This window comes from Enterococcus nangangensis (genome assembly GCF_005405245.1).
Lineage (GTDB): Bacteria > Bacillota > Bacilli > Lactobacillales > Enterococcaceae > Enterococcus_J > Enterococcus_J nangangensis.
In genome coordinates this window covers 24,287-44,336 of record NZ_BJDR01000016.1, presented here as the reverse complement: position 1 = coordinate 44,336, position 20,050 = coordinate 24,287, and the positions used below count along the sequence as shown (strand labels likewise).

Annotated in this window: 20 protein-coding genes and 1 tRNA gene; 9 read left to right on the top strand and 12 right to left on the bottom strand. The window is 41.2% G+C overall.

The window, feature by feature from the left end:
* Positions 1 to 75 precede the first annotated feature (75 nt).
* The 3 genes from FFM57_RS06460 to FFM57_RS06450 are packed head-to-tail and all read right to left on the bottom strand — an operon-like array spanning position 76 to position 2,836.
* Complete coding sequence (locus tag FFM57_RS06460; protein ID WP_137599712.1) at positions 76 to 1,056, bottom strand: FecCD family ABC transporter permease; 981 nt, start codon at positions 1,054 to 1,056, stop codon at positions 76 to 78.
* The gene (locus tag FFM57_RS06455; protein ID WP_137599711.1) at positions 1,053 to 2,039 is read right to left on the bottom strand and encodes a FecCD family ABC transporter permease; all 987 of its coding nucleotides are present in this window, start codon (positions 2,037 to 2,039) and stop codon (positions 1,053 to 1,055) included. Before FFM57_RS06455 ends, FFM57_RS06460 begins: the two co-directional genes overlap by 4 nt.
* Positions 2,036 to 2,836 carry an ABC transporter ATP-binding protein gene (locus FFM57_RS06450; protein WP_137599710.1) on the bottom strand — a complete coding sequence of 267 codons (801 nt, stop codon included), beginning with the start codon at positions 2,834 to 2,836 and terminating at the stop codon, positions 2,036 to 2,038. The genes FFM57_RS06455 and FFM57_RS06450 overlap by 4 nt, the downstream gene beginning before the upstream one ends.
* A gap of 147 nt (positions 2,837 to 2,983) precedes the next feature.
* Between FFM57_RS06450 and FFM57_RS06445 the strand changes: the two genes are divergently transcribed.
* Positions 2,984 to 3,931, top strand: a complete 948-nt coding sequence (locus FFM57_RS06445) for an ABC transporter substrate-binding protein (protein WP_137599709.1) — start codon at positions 2,984 to 2,986, stop codon at positions 3,929 to 3,931.
* A 50-nt stretch (positions 3,932 to 3,981) separates the two neighbouring features.
* On the opposite strand, the gene FFM57_RS06440 is transcribed toward FFM57_RS06445, so the two are convergent.
* From FFM57_RS06440 to FFM57_RS06430, 3 genes are all read right to left on the bottom strand, one after another.
* Positions 3,982 to 4,812: a TIGR03943 family putative permease subunit gene (locus tag FFM57_RS06440; RefSeq protein ID WP_137599708.1), complete on the bottom strand. Its 831-nt coding sequence runs from the start codon at positions 4,810 to 4,812 to the stop codon at positions 3,982 to 3,984.
* A gap of 12 nt (positions 4,813 to 4,824) precedes the next feature.
* On the bottom strand, positions 4,825 to 5,727 hold the full coding sequence (locus tag FFM57_RS06435; protein ID WP_137599707.1) for a permease: 903 nt from the start codon (positions 5,725 to 5,727) through the stop codon (positions 4,825 to 4,827).
* 101 nt (positions 5,728 to 5,828) lie between these two features.
* Entirely contained in the window at positions 5,829 to 6,539 is a 711-nt protein-coding gene (locus FFM57_RS06430; protein ID WP_137599706.1) for an HAD family hydrolase, read from the bottom strand.
* Between the two features lie 207 nt (positions 6,540 to 6,746).
* On the opposite strand from FFM57_RS06430, the gene FFM57_RS06425 reads away from it, so the two are divergent.
* From FFM57_RS06425 to typA, 3 genes are all read left to right on the top strand, one after another.
* Positions 6,747 to 7,031 carry a UPF0223 family protein gene (locus FFM57_RS06425; RefSeq protein WP_137599705.1) on the top strand — a complete coding sequence of 95 codons (285 nt, stop codon included), beginning with the start codon at positions 6,747 to 6,749 and terminating at the stop codon, positions 7,029 to 7,031.
* Positions 7,028 to 7,786, top strand: coding sequence for an inositol monophosphatase family protein (locus tag FFM57_RS06420; RefSeq protein WP_246023432.1), 759 nt, complete (start codon positions 7,028 to 7,030; stop codon positions 7,784 to 7,786). Before FFM57_RS06425 ends, FFM57_RS06420 begins: the two co-directional genes overlap by 4 nt.
* Positions 7,787 to 7,937: 151 nt before the next feature.
* On the top strand, positions 7,938 to 9,794 hold the full coding sequence (gene typA / locus FFM57_RS06415; protein WP_137599703.1) for a translational GTPase TypA: 1,857 nt from the start codon (positions 7,938 to 7,940) through the stop codon (positions 9,792 to 9,794).
* A 148-nt stretch (positions 9,795 to 9,942) separates the two neighbouring features.
* Here the strand turns inward: typA and FFM57_RS06410 are convergent, their stop codons facing one another.
* Together FFM57_RS06410 and FFM57_RS06405 are read right to left on the bottom strand one after the other, a co-directional pair.
* Positions 9,943 to 10,692, bottom strand: coding sequence for a hypothetical protein (locus tag FFM57_RS06410; RefSeq protein WP_137599702.1), 750 nt, complete (start codon positions 10,690 to 10,692; stop codon positions 9,943 to 9,945).
* Between the two features lie 251 nt (positions 10,693 to 10,943).
* A tRNA-Arg gene (locus FFM57_RS06405) sits at positions 10,944 to 11,017 on the bottom strand.
* Between the two features lie 123 nt (positions 11,018 to 11,140).
* Between FFM57_RS06405 and FFM57_RS06400 the strand changes: the two genes are divergently transcribed.
* Positions 11,141 to 11,323 carry a hypothetical protein gene (locus tag FFM57_RS06400; RefSeq protein WP_137599701.1) on the top strand — a complete coding sequence of 61 codons (183 nt, stop codon included), beginning with the start codon at positions 11,141 to 11,143 and terminating at the stop codon, positions 11,321 to 11,323.
* An 80-nt stretch (positions 11,324 to 11,403) separates the two neighbouring features.
* Here FFM57_RS06400 and FFM57_RS06395 read toward each other — a convergent pair whose 3' ends face one another.
* Positions 11,404 to 12,639 carry an aminopeptidase gene (locus tag FFM57_RS06395; RefSeq protein ID WP_137599700.1) on the bottom strand — a complete coding sequence of 412 codons (1,236 nt, stop codon included), beginning with the start codon at positions 12,637 to 12,639 and terminating at the stop codon, positions 11,404 to 11,406.
* Between the two features lie 253 nt (positions 12,640 to 12,892).
* Between FFM57_RS06395 and FFM57_RS06390 the strand changes: the two genes are divergently transcribed.
* Complete coding sequence (locus FFM57_RS06390; RefSeq protein WP_137599699.1) at positions 12,893 to 13,459, top strand: TetR/AcrR family transcriptional regulator; 567 nt, start codon at positions 12,893 to 12,895, stop codon at positions 13,457 to 13,459.
* A 177-nt stretch (positions 13,460 to 13,636) separates the two neighbouring features.
* On the opposite strand, the gene FFM57_RS06385 is transcribed toward FFM57_RS06390, so the two are convergent.
* Together FFM57_RS06385 and FFM57_RS06380 are read right to left on the bottom strand one after the other, a co-directional pair.
* Positions 13,637 to 14,080, bottom strand: a complete 444-nt coding sequence (locus FFM57_RS06385) for a flavodoxin (RefSeq protein WP_137599698.1) — start codon at positions 14,078 to 14,080, stop codon at positions 13,637 to 13,639.
* Positions 14,081 to 14,173: 93 nt separating this feature from the next.
* Complete coding sequence (locus FFM57_RS06380; RefSeq protein ID WP_246023430.1) at positions 14,174 to 16,033, bottom strand: LTA synthase family protein; 1,860 nt, start codon at positions 16,031 to 16,033, stop codon at positions 14,174 to 14,176.
* Positions 16,034 to 16,185: 152 nt separating this feature from the next.
* On the opposite strand from FFM57_RS06380, the gene map reads away from it, so the two are divergent.
* Both map and FFM57_RS06370 read left to right on the top strand, forming a co-directional pair.
* Complete coding sequence (gene map, locus FFM57_RS06375; RefSeq protein WP_137599697.1) at positions 16,186 to 16,950, top strand: type I methionyl aminopeptidase; 765 nt, start codon at positions 16,186 to 16,188, stop codon at positions 16,948 to 16,950.
* A gap of 61 nt (positions 16,951 to 17,011) precedes the next feature.
* Entirely contained in the window at positions 17,012 to 17,944 is a 933-nt protein-coding gene (locus FFM57_RS06370) for a YihY/virulence factor BrkB family protein (RefSeq protein WP_137599696.1), read from the top strand.
* Between the two features lie 2 nt (positions 17,945 to 17,946).
* Here FFM57_RS06370 and FFM57_RS06365 read toward each other — a convergent pair whose 3' ends face one another.
* Positions 17,947 to 19,080 (bottom strand): glycosyltransferase family 4 protein, encoded by a 1,134-nt coding sequence (locus FFM57_RS06365; RefSeq protein ID WP_137599695.1) that lies wholly within the window; start codon positions 19,078 to 19,080, stop codon positions 17,947 to 17,949.
* A 183-nt stretch (positions 19,081 to 19,263) separates the two neighbouring features.
* Between FFM57_RS06365 and FFM57_RS06360 the strand changes: the two genes are divergently transcribed.
* The gene (locus FFM57_RS06360) at positions 19,264 to 20,046 is read left to right on the top strand and encodes a glycosyltransferase family 2 protein (RefSeq protein WP_137599694.1); all 783 of its coding nucleotides are present in this window, start codon (positions 19,264 to 19,266) and stop codon (positions 20,044 to 20,046) included.
* The last annotated feature ends 4 nt before the right edge of the window (positions 20,047 to 20,050 follow it).

Below are 20,050 nucleotides of genomic sequence, written 5' to 3'. Positions count from 1 at the left end.
ACCGCCGTATACGGAACCGTACGTACGGTGGTGTGAGAGGTCGGTAGGCGAAATAATCGTCTACCTCCTACTCGATTAGCTGGTTTTTAATAATTGATAGATGAAATAAGGTGCTCCTACTAAAGCGACGACAATCCCCGCAGCTAGTTCCCCTTGCGGTAAAAGGATACGACCTAAAAGATCGCCATAGGTTAACAGTAAAGCGCCCATTAGCATGGTGAAAGCTAAGGTGGTATTGTTGCGCTTGGGTTGCAAGGTCCGGGCGATGTGGGGGGCAATTAAACCGATAAAACTAATGCTACCGGCAACGGCGACACTGACTGCCGCTAGACAAACGCCACAAAGCAATAAGAAAAATTGTTTCTTACGTAGCGCCACTCCCAAACCAATCGCTGTTTCATCTCCTAAGTTTAAGAGCTCTAAGGTTCGCCCTTGGGAAAATAAAACAGGCACTAAAATCAGGAGCCAAGGGAGCAATAAACCGACGTATTGCCAAGTAGCGCCCCAAATAGTTCCCGCTAGCCAACTGGTGACAAAGGTGTAATTATCCCGTGCGACTTTTAAAGTGGCAATTAACGTGAGGGCGGAAAGACCAGCGTTTACGGCAACGCCAGCTAACAATAAACGATTGGGTAAGAGACGACGGAATTGTTGACCACAAAGGTAAACAAGGAAAGCGGCAAATAGACTACCAGTACAAGCGACTAAAGGTAAGAGCCAACTCGTTTGACCACTAGCAAAAAAGCCTAGATAAAGTAGGACGGTTAAACCCGCTCCGGCATTAATTCCTAAAATGCCGGGATCGGCTAAGTCGTTATGGGTAATCGTTTGAAAAACATAGCCAGCTAAACTCAAGCCGCTACCCGCCAAAAGAGCAATAAGCAGGCGCGGCAAACGAAAGTCGTAGAGCACTAAATTTTCAGCGCTAGTACCGCCCCCTTGTAAAATACGACTCAAAGCGGCCCAACTAAAGGAAGTGGTGCCAACTTTTAAGCTGAGAAGGATACCTAAAAAGAGGAGCAACAGTAAACCAATCAAGGTAATTTTCTTTTTCATAGGCGACCTCGACGAATTTGATAAAGGAGAAAGGGCACACCAATTGCTGTGACGATGACTCCCACCGGTGTTTCTAAAGGTGGGGCAATGATGCGGGACAAAAGGTCGGCACTAACGAAAAATAAGCCGCCTAAAAGGGCTGTTGCTGGTAAAAGTCTGCGATAGTCATGACCGACAAAGTGGCGGGTAATGTGGGGGATAAAAAGTCCCAGGAAACTAATCGTCCCCACTAAAGCGACAGCAGTTCCTGCTAATAATAAAACCGCCAGCATCGCTAATTTGCGAATCGTCGCCGGCTTTTTACCTAAAGAAATTGCCGCTTCATCCCCTAAACTTAATAAGGTAATTTGGCTGCCTAAAAGAAAACTCAAGAATAGCCCACAAAGGATTACAAGAGCCGCTAGTGGCAGTTGGCTCCAAGTAATGTTCCCGGTGCCACCAACTAACCAGAAGACTAAATCTTGATTCAAATTAAAATATAAACTGATACTTTGACTACAGGCCGCAAAAAAAGAACTCAATGCCGCTCCTAATAAAACCATTTTCAATGGGTTAAAGCCAAATTTTCGTTGACTGGCTAAAAAGTAAACGATGGCTAAAGAAAGTAAAGCCCCTAAAAAAGCAAAAAGAATCGTCACAGCCGGTTGCGGACTTTTAAAAAGCGCAAAGGTTAACGCTAGACCAAGACCTGCTCCGGCATTAATTCCTAACAGACCAGAGTCGGCGATCGGGTTGGCGGTAATCCCTTGCATCATAGCGCCCGCTACAGCAAAGCTCGCCCCCACTAAAAGCGCGCTTAAGGTACGAGGCACCCGCAGCTCCATAATCATTTGACTTAGGGGACCTTGCTCTGCAGTAGGCCTAAAAAGACCCCAAACATCGTGCCAACTGTTACGCACCGCGCCATAACGCAGTGAAAGGAGACACATGAGGATGAGTAACAAGAACAGCAGACTGACAAAAGAAAATTTTTTTATTTTCATGAGGCATCTGCTCCTTTTGGCAATAAGGAATAATCTAAAATGCGGGGTTTTTGTGAGTTTTCCGGCGTATAAAATTCAGCGTCAATATCAAAAAGTCGGGCCATTTGTTGCGGCACAAAAACTTCTTGCGGTGTACCTGTCATTAAAATTTCCCCTCCCCGCATGCCGATAATGTAATCAGAAAAGCGGGAGGCCTGATTCAAATCGTGAATCGTCATAAAAATAGTTTTGCCTTGCTGTTGAATCGTAGTTAATAAATTTAAAATTTCTAACTGGTGGGCGGGATCTAAAAAAGTAATCGGTTCATCTAATAATAATAAATCGGTGTCTTGCGCTAAGGCCATAGCAATCCAGACCCGCTGTTGTTGCCCCCCAGAAAGGGCGTTTAACCGCCGCTCTTTTAATTCTGTCAGCCCGGTTGCATCTAAGGCCCATTGAATCAGTTGATAGTCGTTTTCTTTCAAACCAGCGAAACCCTTTAAATAAGGGAAACGACCGTACGCCACAACTTCGCTTACCGTGAGACCTGTCAAAAGGGTGCTACTTTGACCAAGAATAGCTAATTTTTGGGCGACTTGTCGCGTGTCGAGCCGTTGAATGTCGGTACCATCTAGTAAAACAGCACCGTTATCTGGTGTTAAAATCCGCGCCACAGCTTTTAAGAGGGTAGATTTACCACTGCCATTGGGACCAATTAAGCTGGTAATTTTTCCCACCGGCAAAGCGAGGTCTACTTGATGGATGACTTCTTTTTTTTCATAGCTGACTGTTAATTGTTTGGTTTTTAAATCTGTCATAATTGTCCTCGTTCCTTTGATAACCATTCTCAATTATCCTTTTTTTTCGGAAGGTCGTCAACTATAAATTTTAGTATTGACAAGGGTTTCAAACTTCGCAATAATATTAACTGAGAATATTTCTCAATTAAAAGAAAGAGGTAGTGTATGAAAAAGAAAATTATTTTAGGGGCCATGACGTTTTTGGCCGCTTTGAGTTTAGTCGCTTGTAAAGGGCAAGGAGATGCAAAAGGAAGCAGTGAAAGTACTACGGATAGCTCAAGTGCCGCCCAAACATTAACGGATGCTGATGGTCATACCGTCACGGTACCGGCGAATCCGCAACGCGTGATTGCCAGCTACTTAGAAGACTATGTGTTGGCTTTAGGGGTGACCCCAGTTGCTCAGTGGACTGTAGGAGGTGGCTCCATTCAAAATTATTTACAAGATAAATTAGCCGATATTCCAACGATTAGTTATGATTTGCCTTATGAAGACGTCTTGAGTTTTACGCCTGATTTGTTGCTGGTGAGCTCCAGTGGTTTAGTTGAAGGGGGCAAATACGACGAATACAGTAAAATTGCACCGACTTATGTTGTGAAAAATGGCGATGGCGTTACGTGGGAAGAACAACTGACCGACGTAGCTAAAGTTTTAGGTAAAGTGGATGCTGGAGAAAAAGTTTTAAAAGAGTATCAAGATGATGTTGCCGCAACAAAAAAAGAATTAGCGGCTAAAATCGAAGGAAAGTCCGCTGCTGTTTTATGGGTAACTAACAACACTGCCTTTATGGTACGGTCAGATCGCTCTTCCGGGCGTCTTTTGTATCAAGACTTAGGCTTTGAAGTGCCAGCTTTAGTCGCTGACGTTACTGCAAAAGCAACGTCTGATTGGTCGCAAGTCTCTTTGGAAAGTTTGTCGCAATTAGATGCCGACTACTTATTCCTTGTTAATAGCGATACTGGCGCGGCGATGTTTAAAGAAAGTCTCTGGGAAAATATTCCCGCCGTTAAAAATCAACAGCTCCATGAATTTAGTCCAGAAAAAAGTTGGCTATACAATGGTCCGATTGCCTACACAGAAATGTTGACTGATATTGCGGAAGTTTTAAAATAAACGAAAAAAGACGTTGCCAGCTGAGGCAGCGTCTTTTTGCTAAGGATTACTTAAAAAGAACGATAAACATAAGTATTGGCCGGCGTTGCGACCTTTGTTAGGGTGGCGACTTTGACCGTGGGGAGCTGACGTTTAAAGGGAGCGTAGTAGTCGTTCGTTAAGGTGCCGCTAATTGTAACCCATTCATTGTTTTGAACCGTGGTATTTGCCGGCAAGGTCACTCGTAAACCAAAAACTCCGGAGTCTGCGACACAATGGATAATGCCAAAGCGGAAAATAAAATCATCGGTGGTGCCATTTTGTTGGGTGACATAGGCAAAACCAGTATACGTAATGGTTCGGCCGAGAAACTCACTGGGATAATTATAAATGAGTTCCATTAGTTCCAAATAATTATCCTCAGTAACCTTTAAGTCCGATTGATTTTGATATTTTGCCAGCAGTTTGGTCATTTGGTCGTGGTAATCATTTTCATTAAAATAAATACTAGTGTCTGGTTTTAAGTATTGGGTATTCATTTCAGGATCCCCCACCGATTCTTTACTAATGGGGAAATTAAAGCCCTTAGCTTCCACGATGGTGGTATCAAGACTGACGGTGGGAAAAAGATAACCAACAATTAGCGGCAAACTCAGGAGCACGTAAGCGATGATTCGTTGGCTGCGACTCTTTAAGCCGTGTTGGTGATCATCATGTTCATGTTGTGTCTGGTCATTTTTCACCCAGAGAATTAATTGCACGATAGCTAGAATTAAGGAAAGAATCATGGAAAGAATGGCCAAATAGCGATAATGGACATTGATGTATTGATTTAACTTGCCGGAAGTTTGCAGCATCAGCATCAACTCAAAATAACCAGCTAAAATTAAAAATCGAATCATTAGGCCGCCTCCTTAGACAATGAAAGCGTAGCAAGTGACGCTTAAAGTAATCAGTCCCACCATCGCTAAAACAAAGCGGGTCCCAAAGTAACGTTTCATCATTAAAAGATTTTTGATGTCCACCATGGGACCGTAGACGAGAAACGCCACCACCGGCGCTGTCCCAAAAAGACTTAATAAGGAGCTGCCGACAAAAGCATCCGCTTCTGAACACAAGGACATGGTTAACGCTAAAAGAATTAGTAAGGCGATGGCTAGTAATTTAGAAGAAGTCACGGTCAACAAGACGGAAGTAGGCAAGAAAACTTGCATAGCACTGGCAATTAAGCCCCCAAACATCAAGTAACGTCCCGTATCAAAAAATTCATCTAAGGCGTGTAGCAACACGTCCACCGCCTTTTGTTTACCGGAAAGCTTTGCATGATGGTGGTGGTCATGCTCTTGTGTGTCACTTGCGGCAAGCTGTTTTTTTAAAATGGTGGTATGGTTAAAATAGGCAATCCAACTGCCAATGATGATGGCCACAAAGAAACTGCCGACAACGCGTAATAAAGCGAACTTAACAGAGTTACTAAAGGCGATATACGTAGAAAAAATAACGATGGGATTGACAATCGGGGCGGTGAGCATAAAGGCAAAGGCCGTGTGTTCCGACACGCCTTTTTTGACGAACTGATTGACAATCGGCACGATCCCACACTCGCAAGAAGGGAAGAAAAAGCCTAAGACACAGCCGACTAAAATCCCAAGAAATTTATTTTTAGGCAAGATTTTTTTTACTCGTTGCGGCGTTAGAAAAACTTGCAGCGCACCGGAAATCAGACAACCTAATAAAACAAACGGCAAAGCTTCAATGACGATGGATAAAAAAATCGTCGCCATTTGCAAAATACTATGAGGTAAAAAAGTAAACACGGGGCGCCTCCTAAACAGCTTTCAAGTTGGACTTACTATACAGCTTTTTGTTACAACTGACAAGAAACCACTGGCGGTCGGCCCCAAGTTTAAAACTTTCCTTAAAAAATTTCCTGTAAGGTGATCAATAATTGCGGAAAGGATTGAATTTCAAAGTCAGGTAAGTGGGCCGGGGCTATGGGCGCTTGGCGTAAGCGATGATTAAACCACAAGGATTGCCAGCCCGCTTTCTTACAACCGGCGACATCACTTTCAAAACTATCCCCCACATAAAGGGTTTCTGCCGGCGTGAAGCCAAAAAGATTTTGCGCAATCTGAAAAATTTCTACTTCAGGCTTTTGATAACCCGTTGCTTCGGAAATAATAATCCGTTCTTGGGCCACCCAATTTTCCACTTGCAGTTGTTTGATTTTTTTATATTGGTGATCTGTCGGGCCGTTAGTGATGATGCCAATGGGAATTTGGCGCGCTTTCAAGTAATCTAGTGTCTCTGCAATATCTGCGTGAAGTTGGATTTGTTGTAATTCATCTTCGTAAAGTTTTTGAAAACGGAGCGCTTCTACGGTTGTTAAACGGGGATAATCCAAATCCACTAAAGATTCAATAATCCGCTGATTCCGCATTTCCACTAAAGTTAATTCTCCCGTCATTACTTTGGGGAAATTTTCATCGCTGTAATAACGAAAACGCAAATACAACGGGTGAAAATCGGCTGCTAGTACTTGGGGAACGAGTGCTTTTACTGCTTTTCGGAAGGGCGCTTGTTGGTCATATAAAGTATCATCCACATCAAAAACCACCGCTTGCATCAATTAAACTTTCACACCTTTCAGTTTCTTTCAAATTTATTTTCACAAATAGTTTAGCGGAAAAAAACGGCAAAATAAAGTAGCTGTTGTCATTTAATTAGAGTTTTATTTACCTGATTACCTGAAAACTATGGGTGCTAATCCCTTTAAGCATGCGGAAAGAGGACAGTTTATGATACACTAAAGGAGAATGTAGGTAGGAGGATGAGCATGAAAGAAAATTATCAATACCCGCTAGACTACACGTGGCGTCAGGAAGAATTAGTAGTGGTGATGAAGCTATGGAACTTAGTGGAAGCGGCCTATGAAAAAGGAATACCCTTAGCCGAGTTTAAAGCTGGCTATCAAGCCTTTAAAAAAGTGGTTCCCAGTATTGGGGAAGAAAAGCGCTTAGGTAAAGAATTTCAGCAGGAGAGTGGTTATTCTCTGTACCGCGTCGTGCAAGCAAGTAAAACGAGTACCCGAAAAATCTTGAAAATGGAGGCAAAATCTTGAAAGAAATCGCTGAACTTGTTATTCCTTGGTTAGAAGAAGCCGCTAGTGTTTTGCGGGAAAAAATGTTAGAGCCTTTAGAAGTAGAAACGAAAAGTGGACGCAACGATTTAGTGACGAATCTCGATAAAGCGACCCAAGCTTTTTTAGTCGGGAAAATTCAAGAACATTTCCCGGAAGATGATATTTTAGGAGAAGAGTCGGGCTTCAATCAAGAAGTCGACTGGCAAAAACGGGTTTGGATTATCGATCCGATTGACGGCACCTTGAATTTTGTCTTACAAAAACAAAACTTTTGTATTATGTTAGCTCTTTATGAAAAACGCCAAAGTCGTCTCGGCTTTATTTACGACGTGATGGCCGGCAAACTTTATTGGGGTGGGCGTGATCTTGGCGTTTATTGTAATCAAGAAAAATTAAGGCCACCCAAGGCGATGCGCTTAGCTGATGGCTTACTAGGAATGAATGCGTATTTGTACGCTCATAATTTATGCAACGCTCAAGCGGTGGGGGATGCGACAGCCGGCGTCCGGATAATGGGTTGCGCTGGTTTAGAAATGATTGCCATCTTAACGGGTCAACAAGTAGGCTACTTATCTAATTTGCAACCGTGGGATTACGCACCAGGTTGTGCCTTGCTGGATGCCTTTGGGATTCCTTATACAGGAGCCGACAAAGCTCCTTTAAATTTTTCCGGGCGCCAACCCTTCATTGCCTTGTCACAACCCGCTTTTGCTGAGTTTCAAAAAAGCTTTTAAAAGAAAATAAATTTGAAAACTTTTACTGTATTTCATGAAAAGAATCTGCTATAATAATTTGTCGCAGTATATTCGTTGGAAAATAGCTTCAGCTATTTTCTTTTTTGTGAAGAGACTTGTCGGGAGATTATAATTTAAGGAGATATACAAATTGAAATTAAGAGAAGATATTCGTAACGTTGCCATCATTGCCCACGTCGACCACGGTAAAACAACCTTGGTGGATGAGTTATTAAAGCAATCAGAAACCCTAGGTGCACGGGAACAATTGCAAGAACGGGCGATGGATTCCAACGCGATTGAAAAAGAACGGGGTATTACCATTTTAGCGAAAAATACTGCTGTTTCTTACAATAATACTAAAATTAACATCATGGACACTCCTGGACACGCGGACTTCGGTGGTGAAGTAGAACGTATTATGAAAATGGTTGATGGTGTTTTGTTAGTGGTGGATGCTTATGAAGGGACCATGCCGCAAACCCGTTTCGTTTTGAAAAAAGCTTTGGAACAACATTTAACACCGATTGTTGTCGTGAATAAAATTGATAAACCTTCTGCTCGTCCGGAATTTGTTGTGGACGAAGTCTTAGAATTATTTATCGAACTAGGCGCCAATGATGACCAATTGGAATTCCCTGTTATTTACACTTCAGCTTTAAACGGAACTTCCAGCTTGTCTGAAGATCCAGCGGACCAAGAACACACTATGGCACCAATTTTTGAAACGATTATTGACCATATTCCAGCACCAGTGGATAACTCTGATGAACCTTTACAATTCCAAGTGTCCTTACTAGACTACAACGAATACGTTGGTCGAATCGGAATTGGCCGCGTTTTCCGTGGTACCATCAGTGTCGGGGACCAAGTATCCTTAATGAAATTAGACGGCTCCGTGAAAAACTTCCGCGTCACTAAATTATTTGGTTTCTTCGGTTTAAAACGTGAAGAAATCCAAAGCGCCAAAGCCGGCGATTTAATTGCTGTTTCCGGGATGGAAGACATCTTCGTTGGGGAAACTGTTACACCAACTGACCATCAAGAAGCGCTCCCAATCTTACGAATTGATGCGCCAACCTTGCAAATGACCTTCTTAGTAAACAACTCACCATTTGCTGGTCGCGAAGGAAAATGGGTAACGGCCCGTAAAATCGAAGAACGTTTGATGCAACAATTACAAACGGACGTTTCCTTGAAAGTTGAAAATACAGATTCACCAGATCGTTGGATTGTTTCCGGTCGTGGAGAATTACACTTGTCCATCTTAATTGAAGAAATGCGCCGTGAAGGCTATGAATTGCAAGTTTCTCGGCCAGAAGTTATCGTTCGTTATGTGGACGGTGTGAAATGCGAACCTTTCGAATTAGTCCAAATTGACACGCCAGAAGAATACATGGGTACCATCATTGAATCATTATCACAACGTAAAGGTGAAATGCAAGACATGATTCACGCCGGTAATGGTCAAATGCGTTTAATCTTCCTAGTACCAGCTCGTGGTTTACTAGGTTACTCCACTGAGTTCCTTTCCATGACGCGCGGTTACGGGATTATGAACCACACCTTTGATTCCTACTTGCCAATGTTACCAGGTCGGATTGGTGGCCGCCATACCGGTGCTTTAGTTTCCTTAGACACAGGGAAAGCTACGACTTACTCCATCATGTCTATCGAAGAACGAGGGACGGTCTTTGTGGAACCAACGACTGAAGTTTACGAAGGCATGATTGTGGGAGAAAACGCTCGTGAAAATGACTTAACCGTTAATATCACGCGTGCAAAACAACAAACCAACGTCCGTTCCGCCAATAAAGACCAAACATCGGTCATTAAACGGCCGCGGATTTTAAGCTTAGAAGAATCATTAGAATTCTTAAGTGATGACGAATACTGCGAAGTAACGCCAGATTCCATCCGCTTACGGAAACAAATCTTAAATAAAAATGAACGGGAAAAAGCTGGCAAACGCCGGAAAGCTGCCGAAAACGAAGACGCAGCACAATAATCCTGAAACGAAAAGCAGCGCCGCAATTTTTGCGGCGCTGCTTTTTTAGAAACCATAAAGCTGGTGGATAACCGTGAAAAAGCGTCCAGTTGTTAGTTTTCCGTTGGTCACTTCTTACAGGCCGTTGATGATGAGAACTGAGGACTTCTTAATTCTTTTTATGAAGTTCCATGCTTAAATAACCCATTGCATCTGTTCTTTTAAACGCAATAGTTATAGCTCCTGATTTGTTATAGAATAAAAAGCCATTACCTTCTTTAAGTTGATACATATTAAAAAATTCGTCCATGGCAGTGACGTTAGCGTCTCTAAAAATACTGGCTGTGTTTATTAATGAAGAGCTGACGATGACTTCTCTTGTATCTTGAAGATTATCATTCCAAACTTGAAGGGCTGAACGAGTATTCCCTAGAGTATAAGTCGTTTCTACTACAGAACGCTCGCCGGTAATATTCTCTGCTGGAATTATTGCTGAAAATGTGTACATATCGTCACTGCTTCGTGTGAAGGTAATCGTCGCTTCAGCAAAGCTTCCCTGTAAGGAATCTCCCACTGCTAGAAAAGTTAAATCTACTGCGTATTGGCTAGTATCTTGATTGACTTTCTTCAGTGAACCATCCTCATAGGCTGATTCAGGTTGGCTCGATGATGATACAGATTCTTGGGCCCAATCACTGCTAGCTGCCATAGTTGCCGAAGTACTTGCCCCTTGAGCGAACTCTGTCGTACTAGAAGTATTAGGACTCTCTTTTTCTTTGTCGGCGCCTAGATGCAAAATAAAAGCAATCATCATGAGTATTGTCAAAAGTAAGATCACGATAATTAGTAAAAACCACTTATTTGAATTTTTTCTTTTCCTATCCTGACCAGCATTATGATATTGACTTCTGCTTTCCATGTTTTCACCTTCTCTTTCCAATAGGGTGATTATAGCACATAGTGGGCAGCGATTAATTTCAATCCTTTAACAGATAGATGTAAAATAAAAAACAAGTCTAACAATCTTTACTAAAGAATGCAGACTTGTTTTTCTTTTTGTACCTCATAGTGCTAAGATAATTCCTTTTGACAATTAAAAAGTATTTAGCACAAATTTGGCACATTTAAAACGCGCATGTTGACAAATCAACATTTTCAGCGCTTTTTTAACGTCCCCGACTGGAATCGAACCAGCGACCTTTCGCTTAGGAGGCAAACGCTCTATCCTACTGAGCTACGAGGACACGACAATGCTTTAATTATATCCTTGAAAAAATTTTTCGTCAATCAGGCAATAAACTATTGCTAACCAACACAGTTGTGTTACAATAAGTTTGTGAAGAAAACGCTTTTAGGAGGTGAAGAGCATGGCTCACGAAACAAAAGAAGAGACTTTTGCTAAACGTCAAAAGGACTATAAAGATGCTAAATCTAAAGCTTTTAAAGAAGCGCAACAAGAAGCGCAACAAGAAGCTAAAGCTCTAAAGGATGAAAAAGAGGAAGCGCCTAAAGACAAAAAAGTAGCAAAAGAACCTGAATATGTCATCTAATTTTGGTGCAAAAGAAAAGTAAAAAGCGAGAAAAATTTCACAAATTTTTCTCGCTTTTTTATTTTTCGGTTATTTAATTTCTAGGCCCAGTCACCATTTCTAAAAATTGGGACAATCGTGCCATCTTTTTTAATACCGTCGATGTTCATTTCACTAGAACCAATCATAAAGTCCACGTGACTTTGACTGCGATTTAAGCCGTGACTAGCTAGTTCTTCGCCGGTCATTTCAGTACCACCAACTAAGCTGAAAGCATAAGCTTGACCTAATGCTAAGTGGTTGGAAGCATTCTCGTCAAATAAGGTATTGTAAAAAGTAATGCCCGATTGGGAAATAGGGGAAGGATCGGGAACTAAGGCAACTTCACCAAGACTTTTTGACCCTTCATCTGTTGCTAGTAATTTTCCTAAGACTTCTTCGCCAACTTCCGCGGAAAAGTCCACTACTTTGCCATCTTTAAAAGTAAAGTGCATGCCGGAGATCGTTGTGCCAGCATAACTTAAAGGTTTAGTGGAGGAGACTGTGCCATTAATCCGTCGGCAATCAGGAGCAGTGAAGACTTCTTCTGTTGGCATGTTAGCCATAAATTTTTCTTTGCGACTATTGAAACTACCGGCGCCTTCCCATAAATGATTTTCCGGTAAGCCGATGGTTAAATCAGTGCCAGGAGCCGTATAATGTAAAGCATCAAATTGAATGCGATTTAGCTCGTCTGCTTTTGTTTCTAACGTAGCGTCGTGTTTTTGCCAAGCAGCGACAGGATCCTCGCTATAGATACGGGTCGTTTTAAAAATTTGATTCCATAAAGCGTCTACTTGTTCTTCTTCAGAAGTTAAGTCAGGGAAAACTTTTTTAGCCCAAGCTGGGGAAGCGGCGGCTACTACGGTCCAAGAAACTTTATTAGCTTGTGTAGCTAAACGAACATGCATCATGGCTTTTCCCATGGCACTTTGGTACTTGGCGACCCGTTCTGGATCGACGCCAGCTAGTGCGTCAGGATTGCTAGAAACAACGCTAATCCGAGATGCACCTTTAGCTAACCAGTCATTTCCTTGCGCAATTTTATAAGCAGGGACTTCGGATAAACGATCTTCGGCGCCGTGCAAGTAAAATTCTCGGGCAGAAAATTCATCAATCCATTGAACTGAAACTTCAGCTGCTCCTAATTCGTAGGCTTTTTTTACGATTAGGTGAGCTAATTCTTGTTGTTCAATACTGATGTTTAGGACGATGGTGTGTCCCGGTTGGACGTTGACACCGACTTCGGTAATCAAAGCCGCGTATTTTTCTAGGTTTTGTGCAAAGTTAGCTAACATAAAGACCTCCACTAAGTTTTTTTGATTACATAATCTCCCTTATGATAACATCATTTGTCAGAATTCTCAATTTTTTATTGCAGTTTAAATAATTGAAATTCCACAAACTGATATTTCAGTTACTGGTGATTATCAAGATTTATAAATTTGACAGCGCTTTTAAAAAACAGTCTAGGCATTTGATATTAAGCATGATATAATAACTAAGGGGAAGGATTTGCTTCAGTTGTATTTTTTGAAAGGAGTAAAAGGGATGGCTAGAAAAAAAGTAATTACTCGCCAACAAATTTTGGATGCTGCCTATGACTTGGTAGCCCAAGAAGGATTTCAAAAGTTTACGGCGCGCAATATTGCGCAGCACATGGCTTGTTCGACGCAACCGATTTATTTGGAATTTCGCAACATGGACGAGCTGAAAGAAGCGGTGTTTGATCGCATTCACGATTATCTTGGGGAAGAAATTTTCACTAAGGCAATCACGGGGGACAACGTGGTGGATATGGGTTTAAATTATATCTACTTCGCAAAGCATGAAAACAAATTGTATAAAGCGCTGTATTTAGAAGATTACGGCGGCGGCGAACGGATGCACAGTTTTTCTTACACGATGTTTTCACAACGGGCACGGAAAGATGAGCATTATGCTAACTTACCAGAAGATGTGATTAATCGCTTGCATACGGGTACGTGGATTACCGTTACCGGCTTAGCCTCTTTAATGAGTTCTAATATTATTCATCCAACACAAGAGCAAATGATTGCCATTATTCAAGATTCCATCGGGACTATTTTGGATAAGGAAGAAGCTGTTGGCGCATGAAAAAAATAAAAAATCGTCATCCTCAGTGGCACCTGTCCTGCATATTTCAAGACAGGCCGCACTTGAGACTGACGCTTTTTTATTTTGACAGAGCTAGAGCAGTGGTAAGAACCTAGACTTACGCTACAACTTTAAAAAAAACTGGTACGGAAAATAAATTTCCCACCAGTTTTTTTCTTATAGTTTGCTAGCTAGGGTTTTGGCGAAAGCTTCCAATTTTTCAATATCTTCTGCTTGTGCGTCTAGTTCCACTTTAACGCCTTCAGCACCCTTAGTGGCTCCCGTCTTTAAAAAGGCCGCCTCGAAGTCATCTACAGCCTTACAGAACATATCACCGTAGAAAGTATCGCCAGAACCTACGACACCAAAAATTTTCCCTGTTAAATCTAACTCTTGTAAATCATCATAAAAGTCTTGAATTTCGTCAGGGAGGTCACCGTCACCATATGTGTAACTGGCGACGATACATAAATCAGCATCGTTAAATTCATCAGCGTCTACTTCAGTACATTCCGCCATATCCACTTCAATATCTAAGTTTTCTAGTGCTTCAGAAACAATATCGGCAATCTCTTCAGTGTTGCCGGTTAAACTTGCATAAACAATTTTAGCTAAAGCCATGGGTTACCTCCATCAAAATGTTTTAACAAAGAAATTTTAACACATTCTCTCCGTTTTTTCATAGGGAGGGAAAAATTTTCTAGCTGGTTAGTCTTATTTTTTTGTTTTCGTCGGGGTGAGGACTTCAATTTCCGAACCTTGAATAATCGTATTTTGGTAAAAGTCGGAACGTTTGGCTAATTCCGCGTTAAAGGTTTCATACCCGTATTTTTCCATTAAGGTGGGTTCGTCAGCGAAAAGATTCGTCCCTAACCCCAAACGTTCACCGCTAACCTTTGCCCCCAGTGCAGCTAAGGTTGTGGGGTACATATCCATCGTAGAAAATTGTCGGTTTTTATTTTTGCCAGTCGCTGGTGTTATCGCTGAATTTAAAAAGAGATTAAAGACAGTCCGGGTATAGTCCGGCGCTAAGTCAGCGAAGAAATCTTTATCCATCGTTAAATGATCGCCAGAAATAATGACGGTGGTGTTAGCGTAAAAAGGTTGCGTCATTATCCAACTTAGAAATTCACCAAGCATTTCATCGGAGTAGTGAATGACATTACTGTATTGGTCGTCAAAAACTTTCGGTGTATCGTCAGAAAGGTAGCCATCTTCAAAGTGGGTGTCCACCGTTAACATCGTAAAATTGAAAGGTTCACTGCTACTGGCAAGGTTATTTAAGGTGTTTTTCGCATAGCCAAAAAGTTTTTGGTCCTCATAGCCCCACCAAACGTGATAGTCAGGGGCAATCCAGCCATCAGTAATCGCGGTATTGTAATCTAAAATATTGTAATTGCCGTGTTGCGTAAAATATTTATCCCGACCGCCAAAGCTCGCTTTAGAACCAATGAGTAAGGTCTGTTGATACCCTTGTTGGTCTAAAATTTCCCCTAAGGAATAAGCGCCGGGTAAGTATTGTGAAGTAGAACCGTAGCGATTGTGGTTGCCAGAAGTGAGTAAGGGTACGCCAGCCGTTTGGGCCGCCATACCACCAGTAGTGAAGCCCACACCAGGTACTTGTTGTGCGCCCCCTAAAAGTTCAGTGTTAGAAAAGTTAAAACCGGTCGTTTGCGCTAGCTCAGCTAAATTGGGGAGTAAATTTTCTTTTTCCGCGCCTCCTAATTCGGTGGACAAGTAGCTAGATTCCATGGACTCTAGAAAAATATAAATCAAATTGCGTTTCTTTTCTGGGAAAGTAATCTTTACTTGGCGCGGGTCCACATATTCTTGCGCCATTAGTTGGCTGGTTTCAAAAAAGTAGGCCTTAATCTGGGCAAAGCCAACCCGTTGTAAACCAAAAGTTCCTCCTAAAAATAAAATGAGTAAACCAGCAACCACAGGAAGCACCCGCCGCAAAATTTTGTGTCGGAAAAAATCACCGATTTTTTTGGGGGCTAGCCGATGATAGGAGGTGCTGAGGGAAAAAAGTAACAGTTCTGAGATAACGGCCGTAACCACTAACGTTTTTAAAGCCGCATTTTCCATAAAGGAATAAATTTGCGTGTTGTCAGAACCCGTCAAAGGCTCGTTAAGATGATAGACGATTTGGTCGATGGATAATTTGCCAAAGTGATTCATGCCCCAATAACAGCTAAAGAAGAAGAGGCTGCCAATAAAAATAAAAAGAAGAGTAATGAAGTAAAGGGTCCAATCCCCAGCTTTTAAATTACGCCGCGCGATGTGTTGACTCTGCGTAAGGCGCCGTAATAAGAAAATAAGACCAACCGCAATAAATGTTAAGACAACAAAAGTACCGCTAACTTTTAAGGGTGTTAGTAACCAAAAATGAAGATGGAGTAGTGCCGGTAATAATTTTTGCCCCAGTAGCGTACTTAGGAGCAGACTAACAGCGAAGAGTAACACATTTGTTTTGAGACTTTTTAAAATAATTTTTGTTAGGGAGCTTTGGGGATTATTTTTTTTCAGGAGTAAAACATAACCGGTAAAGGTGATGAATAGTAGGAGCAGCATGGGGATAACCTTCCTTTTTCGTGTCTTAATGTTCAAAGAATATTAGCACAAATTATGCTTTTTTACTAGATAGGGAGAAGTTTTGTTGAAAGCTTACTATTTTAACAAAATATGTTAGAATAAAATCGAAAACGATAGGAGCGAAAAAAAGCATGATTACTTTAAAATCAGAACGTGAAATTGAAATGATGAAAGAATCTGGCGAAATTTTAGCCGATGTTCACCGTCATTTACGTAGTTTTATTAAACCAGGAATTACCAGTTGGGATATTGAGATGTACGTCCGCAAACTGATTAAAGAACGGGGCGCGATTGCGGCACAAATGGGTTTTGACGGCTATAAATATGCCACTTGTACCAGTATCAACGATGAAATTTGCCATGGGTTTCCCCGGAAAGATGTTTTGAAAAATGGCGATTTAGTGAAAGTCGATATGTGTGTAGATTATAAGGGTGCGATGTCCGATTCTTGTTGGGCTTATGCTGTTGGCGAAGTGTCACCAGAAATTGCCCGCTTGATGGACGTAACGAAAAAAGCAATGTACTTAGGTATTGAACAAGCACAAGTGGGTAAACGGATTGGGGACATTGGTCATGCAATTCAAACCTACGTGGAAGGCGAAGGATTTGGTGTCGTGCGGGACTTTATCGGTCATGGTATTGGCCCCACAATTCATGAAGATCCAGCTGTACCTCATTATGGTGAAGCCGGCAAAGGGATGCGTTTAAGAGAAGGCATGGTGATTACCATTGAACCCATGGTAAACGTGGGTACTTGGAAAATGAAAATGGATCCTAATGGTTGGACGGCTTACACGCGCGATGGCAAGTGGAGCTGTCAGTATGAACATACTTTAGCCATTACTAAAGATGGCCCGTACTTATTAACTTCACAAGGCGAAGAAGGCACGTATTAACAACAAAAACAAAAAGGAATGAAACTTCGGCTTCATTCCTTTTTTTATCAGAGGTGATGGGATGGATAAATTAGGTCAAATGATTAAAAATAAAAAGTTGTTAAATTTTATCGTGATTACGCAACGGCGAATGAAAGAAGCAGAAATGGGCTCCTCTGGTGTTGTAGTAGCTTACTATTTAATGTTATCGCTTTTTCCTTTGATTATGGCGGTGGGGAGTATTTTGCCTTATTTAAAGCTAGATCCCAGCACTGTCCTTCCTTATATTCAGGAACTAATGCCAGCAGAAATTTACCAGCAGTTAGAACCGGCTATTACCAGTCTCCTAACTCAAAGTAGCACAGGTTTAGTCTCTTTTTCTGCACTAGCAACATTATGGGCGGCTTCCAAAAGTGTCAATGCTTTACAAGGGGCTATGAATAAAGCTTACGGGGTGGAGGCACGGCGTAATTTTTTTGTTGCCAAATTAGTTTCCTTTATGATGATGTTTTTACTGATTATTGCGTTACTAGGAGTAATGGTGGTTTTAGGGTTAGGACAAGAGATTCTCAATTGGTTACAATCTGTTTTCCATTTTTCTTTGTCGATTGTCGACACCTTTAGTGCCTTAAAATGGCCGGTCGTTATTGTGGGCTTAGTGATTGTCATGTGCTTAATTTATCGCCTTTTGCCTAATGCGCAGATTCGAACGCGGGACGTTTGGCCCGGCGCTTTATTTACTTCTTGTGGCTGGGTCTTATTATCGCAGGTCTTCGGCTTGTATCTCAGCTATTTTTCACCAGCGATGGCCAGTTATCAAATTATCGGCAGTTTTATCGTCTTAATGCTCTGGCTTAACCTCGCCAGTTCTATTATTATTTTAGGTGGCATTATCAACGCTGTGTTAGCGGAGTATCGTTCTGGTACGGAATTGAAGGAGCGTAAAGGAATTTTGGCAAGAATTAAGAAATTAGTTGGGAAAGAGGAAGTAGATAAAAAAAGAATTGACGATTAATGTCAATTCTTTTTTTCATTTTTCTGTTTTTTTAAGCGCTGTTTTAAACGGAATTCAGGATTACCAATATATTTCAAAAGATTTAAGACGGGTTGATGATTAGGCCCCATTAGTCCGATTAATTCAGCAAAAAGCTCTAATCCGAAAAATAAGGCTAAGACTAGTAATATCAAGCCCCAAGTGTTATCACTGTAACTCATGAGAAAAGCGATTAAAGAGAAGACTAACGCCAACGTATAAATCGTTAAAACAGCTCCACGATGAGAAAAACCTAACGATAACAGTCGGTGATGCAAATGCATTTTATCTGCTGAAGTAATCGGTTGCTTATTAATAAAGCGGCGAATAATTGCAAAGACTGTGTCGGTAATCGGTACGCCTAAAATAATCATGGGACTAATCACGGTAATTAACGTGGCATTTTTCAAGCCCTGCAAAGATAAAACGGAAATCATAAAGCCAAGAAACAATGCCCCCGTATCCCCTAGATAAATTTTCGCGGGATAGAAATTATAAGGAAAGAACCCAGCAATCGCTGCTACTAAGATAAAAATCAAAATAGGAACGTAAATCGTATCAGGATGCAAAAAGAAATAGCCAATGGTGCCGATTGTTCCTAAGGCGATGATGGAAACGCCGGACGATAGACCGTCTAAGCCGTCAATCAAGTTAAAGGCATTGGTAATAGAAAGAATCCACAAAATGGTCATGGGTAAACCAAACCACCCTAAATGAATCGTGCCAATAACTGGCAAAGTAAACTCATCAAAATGGACCCCGGCTACAAAGTAAATTTCTAAAGCAGCCAAAAGAATCCCTAACGTCTTTTGCCGTGGTTTCAACTCTTTGATATCATCAATGACGCCTAAGACGATAATAATTAGGGCACCTAGAAAAATTTGTAAAAAGAACTTAGTAGGAATGATATCAGCAAATAAGATAAGAGCAGAAAAAGTAAAGGCTAAAAAGATTGCTAGCCCCCCCATTGTCGGCATAGGCACACGATTCATGCGCCGTTTATTAGGAATATCTGTTGCGCCAATTTTCAATGCTAAGTGTCGCACCAAAGGCGTTAAAGCTAGGGAAATTAAAAAAGTAATAAAGAGTTTAGTAATGGTACTAAAAGTCATGCTCATACGTTTGCTCGCTTTCTAGGTTTCCAACGAATATATTGTTATTCTACAATAGTTAAAGAGATTTAACCATGTTTCTTAAAGAAAATCTATAGAAATTAAGGTTATCTTGATTTTATTAAGCTCGGGCTTTATGATAAACAAAGGTATATTTTACAAGAAGTAGCATGGAAAGCGAGGATTTAGGTGAAGAATTTACAAATTGCTATCAGTATCGTCACATACAATGGCGACGATGTTTTTAAAACATTGGCCAACTTACAACAAGAAATTTTGCCTTTCTTTCCGTGTCGCATTTATCTCTATGATAATCATTCAACAAGTGCTTTTCAAAAAAAACTCGCCGAATACCAAAGCGAACAAATTACTATCCACTATGGCGCAGAAAATCGCGGTTTTGGTCACGGGCATAACTATAATGCGCGTCAAGCCACGGAAGAGCTTTTCCTAATTTGTAATCCGGATATTCTCGTTAGTCAAAAAAGTTTCCAAAGAATGCTAAGGTATTTAGAAAAAGAGCCCCAAAGAATGGTGGCACCAAAAGTTTTGAATACTGATGGATCTACGCAATTTTTAGTGCGGCGGCGGTTAGCTGTTTTTGATTATTTTTTGCGGTTTTTGCCAGGAAATTTTTTGAAGAAAATATTTCAGCGCCGTCTAGCCTACTTTGAATGCCGTGATTTGACTGATGAGGTCCAAGAAATCGCTTTTGCTTCAGGCTGCTTTATGTTTACTTCGCGTGCTGCGTTTTTAGCAGTTGAAGGTTTTGACGAGGGCTTTTTTATGTATTTTGAAGACAACGATTTATGTCAGAAATATCGGCAAGTGCAGCAAAAAATTATTTATCTACCGCAAGCTGAAGTGACACATTTCTATGCTAAAGGGGCTCACCGCAGCTTTAAACTCTTTAAAATCTTTTTGCAGTCTATGATCCGCTACTTTAATAAATGGGGCTGGCAATTCTTCTAGGAGT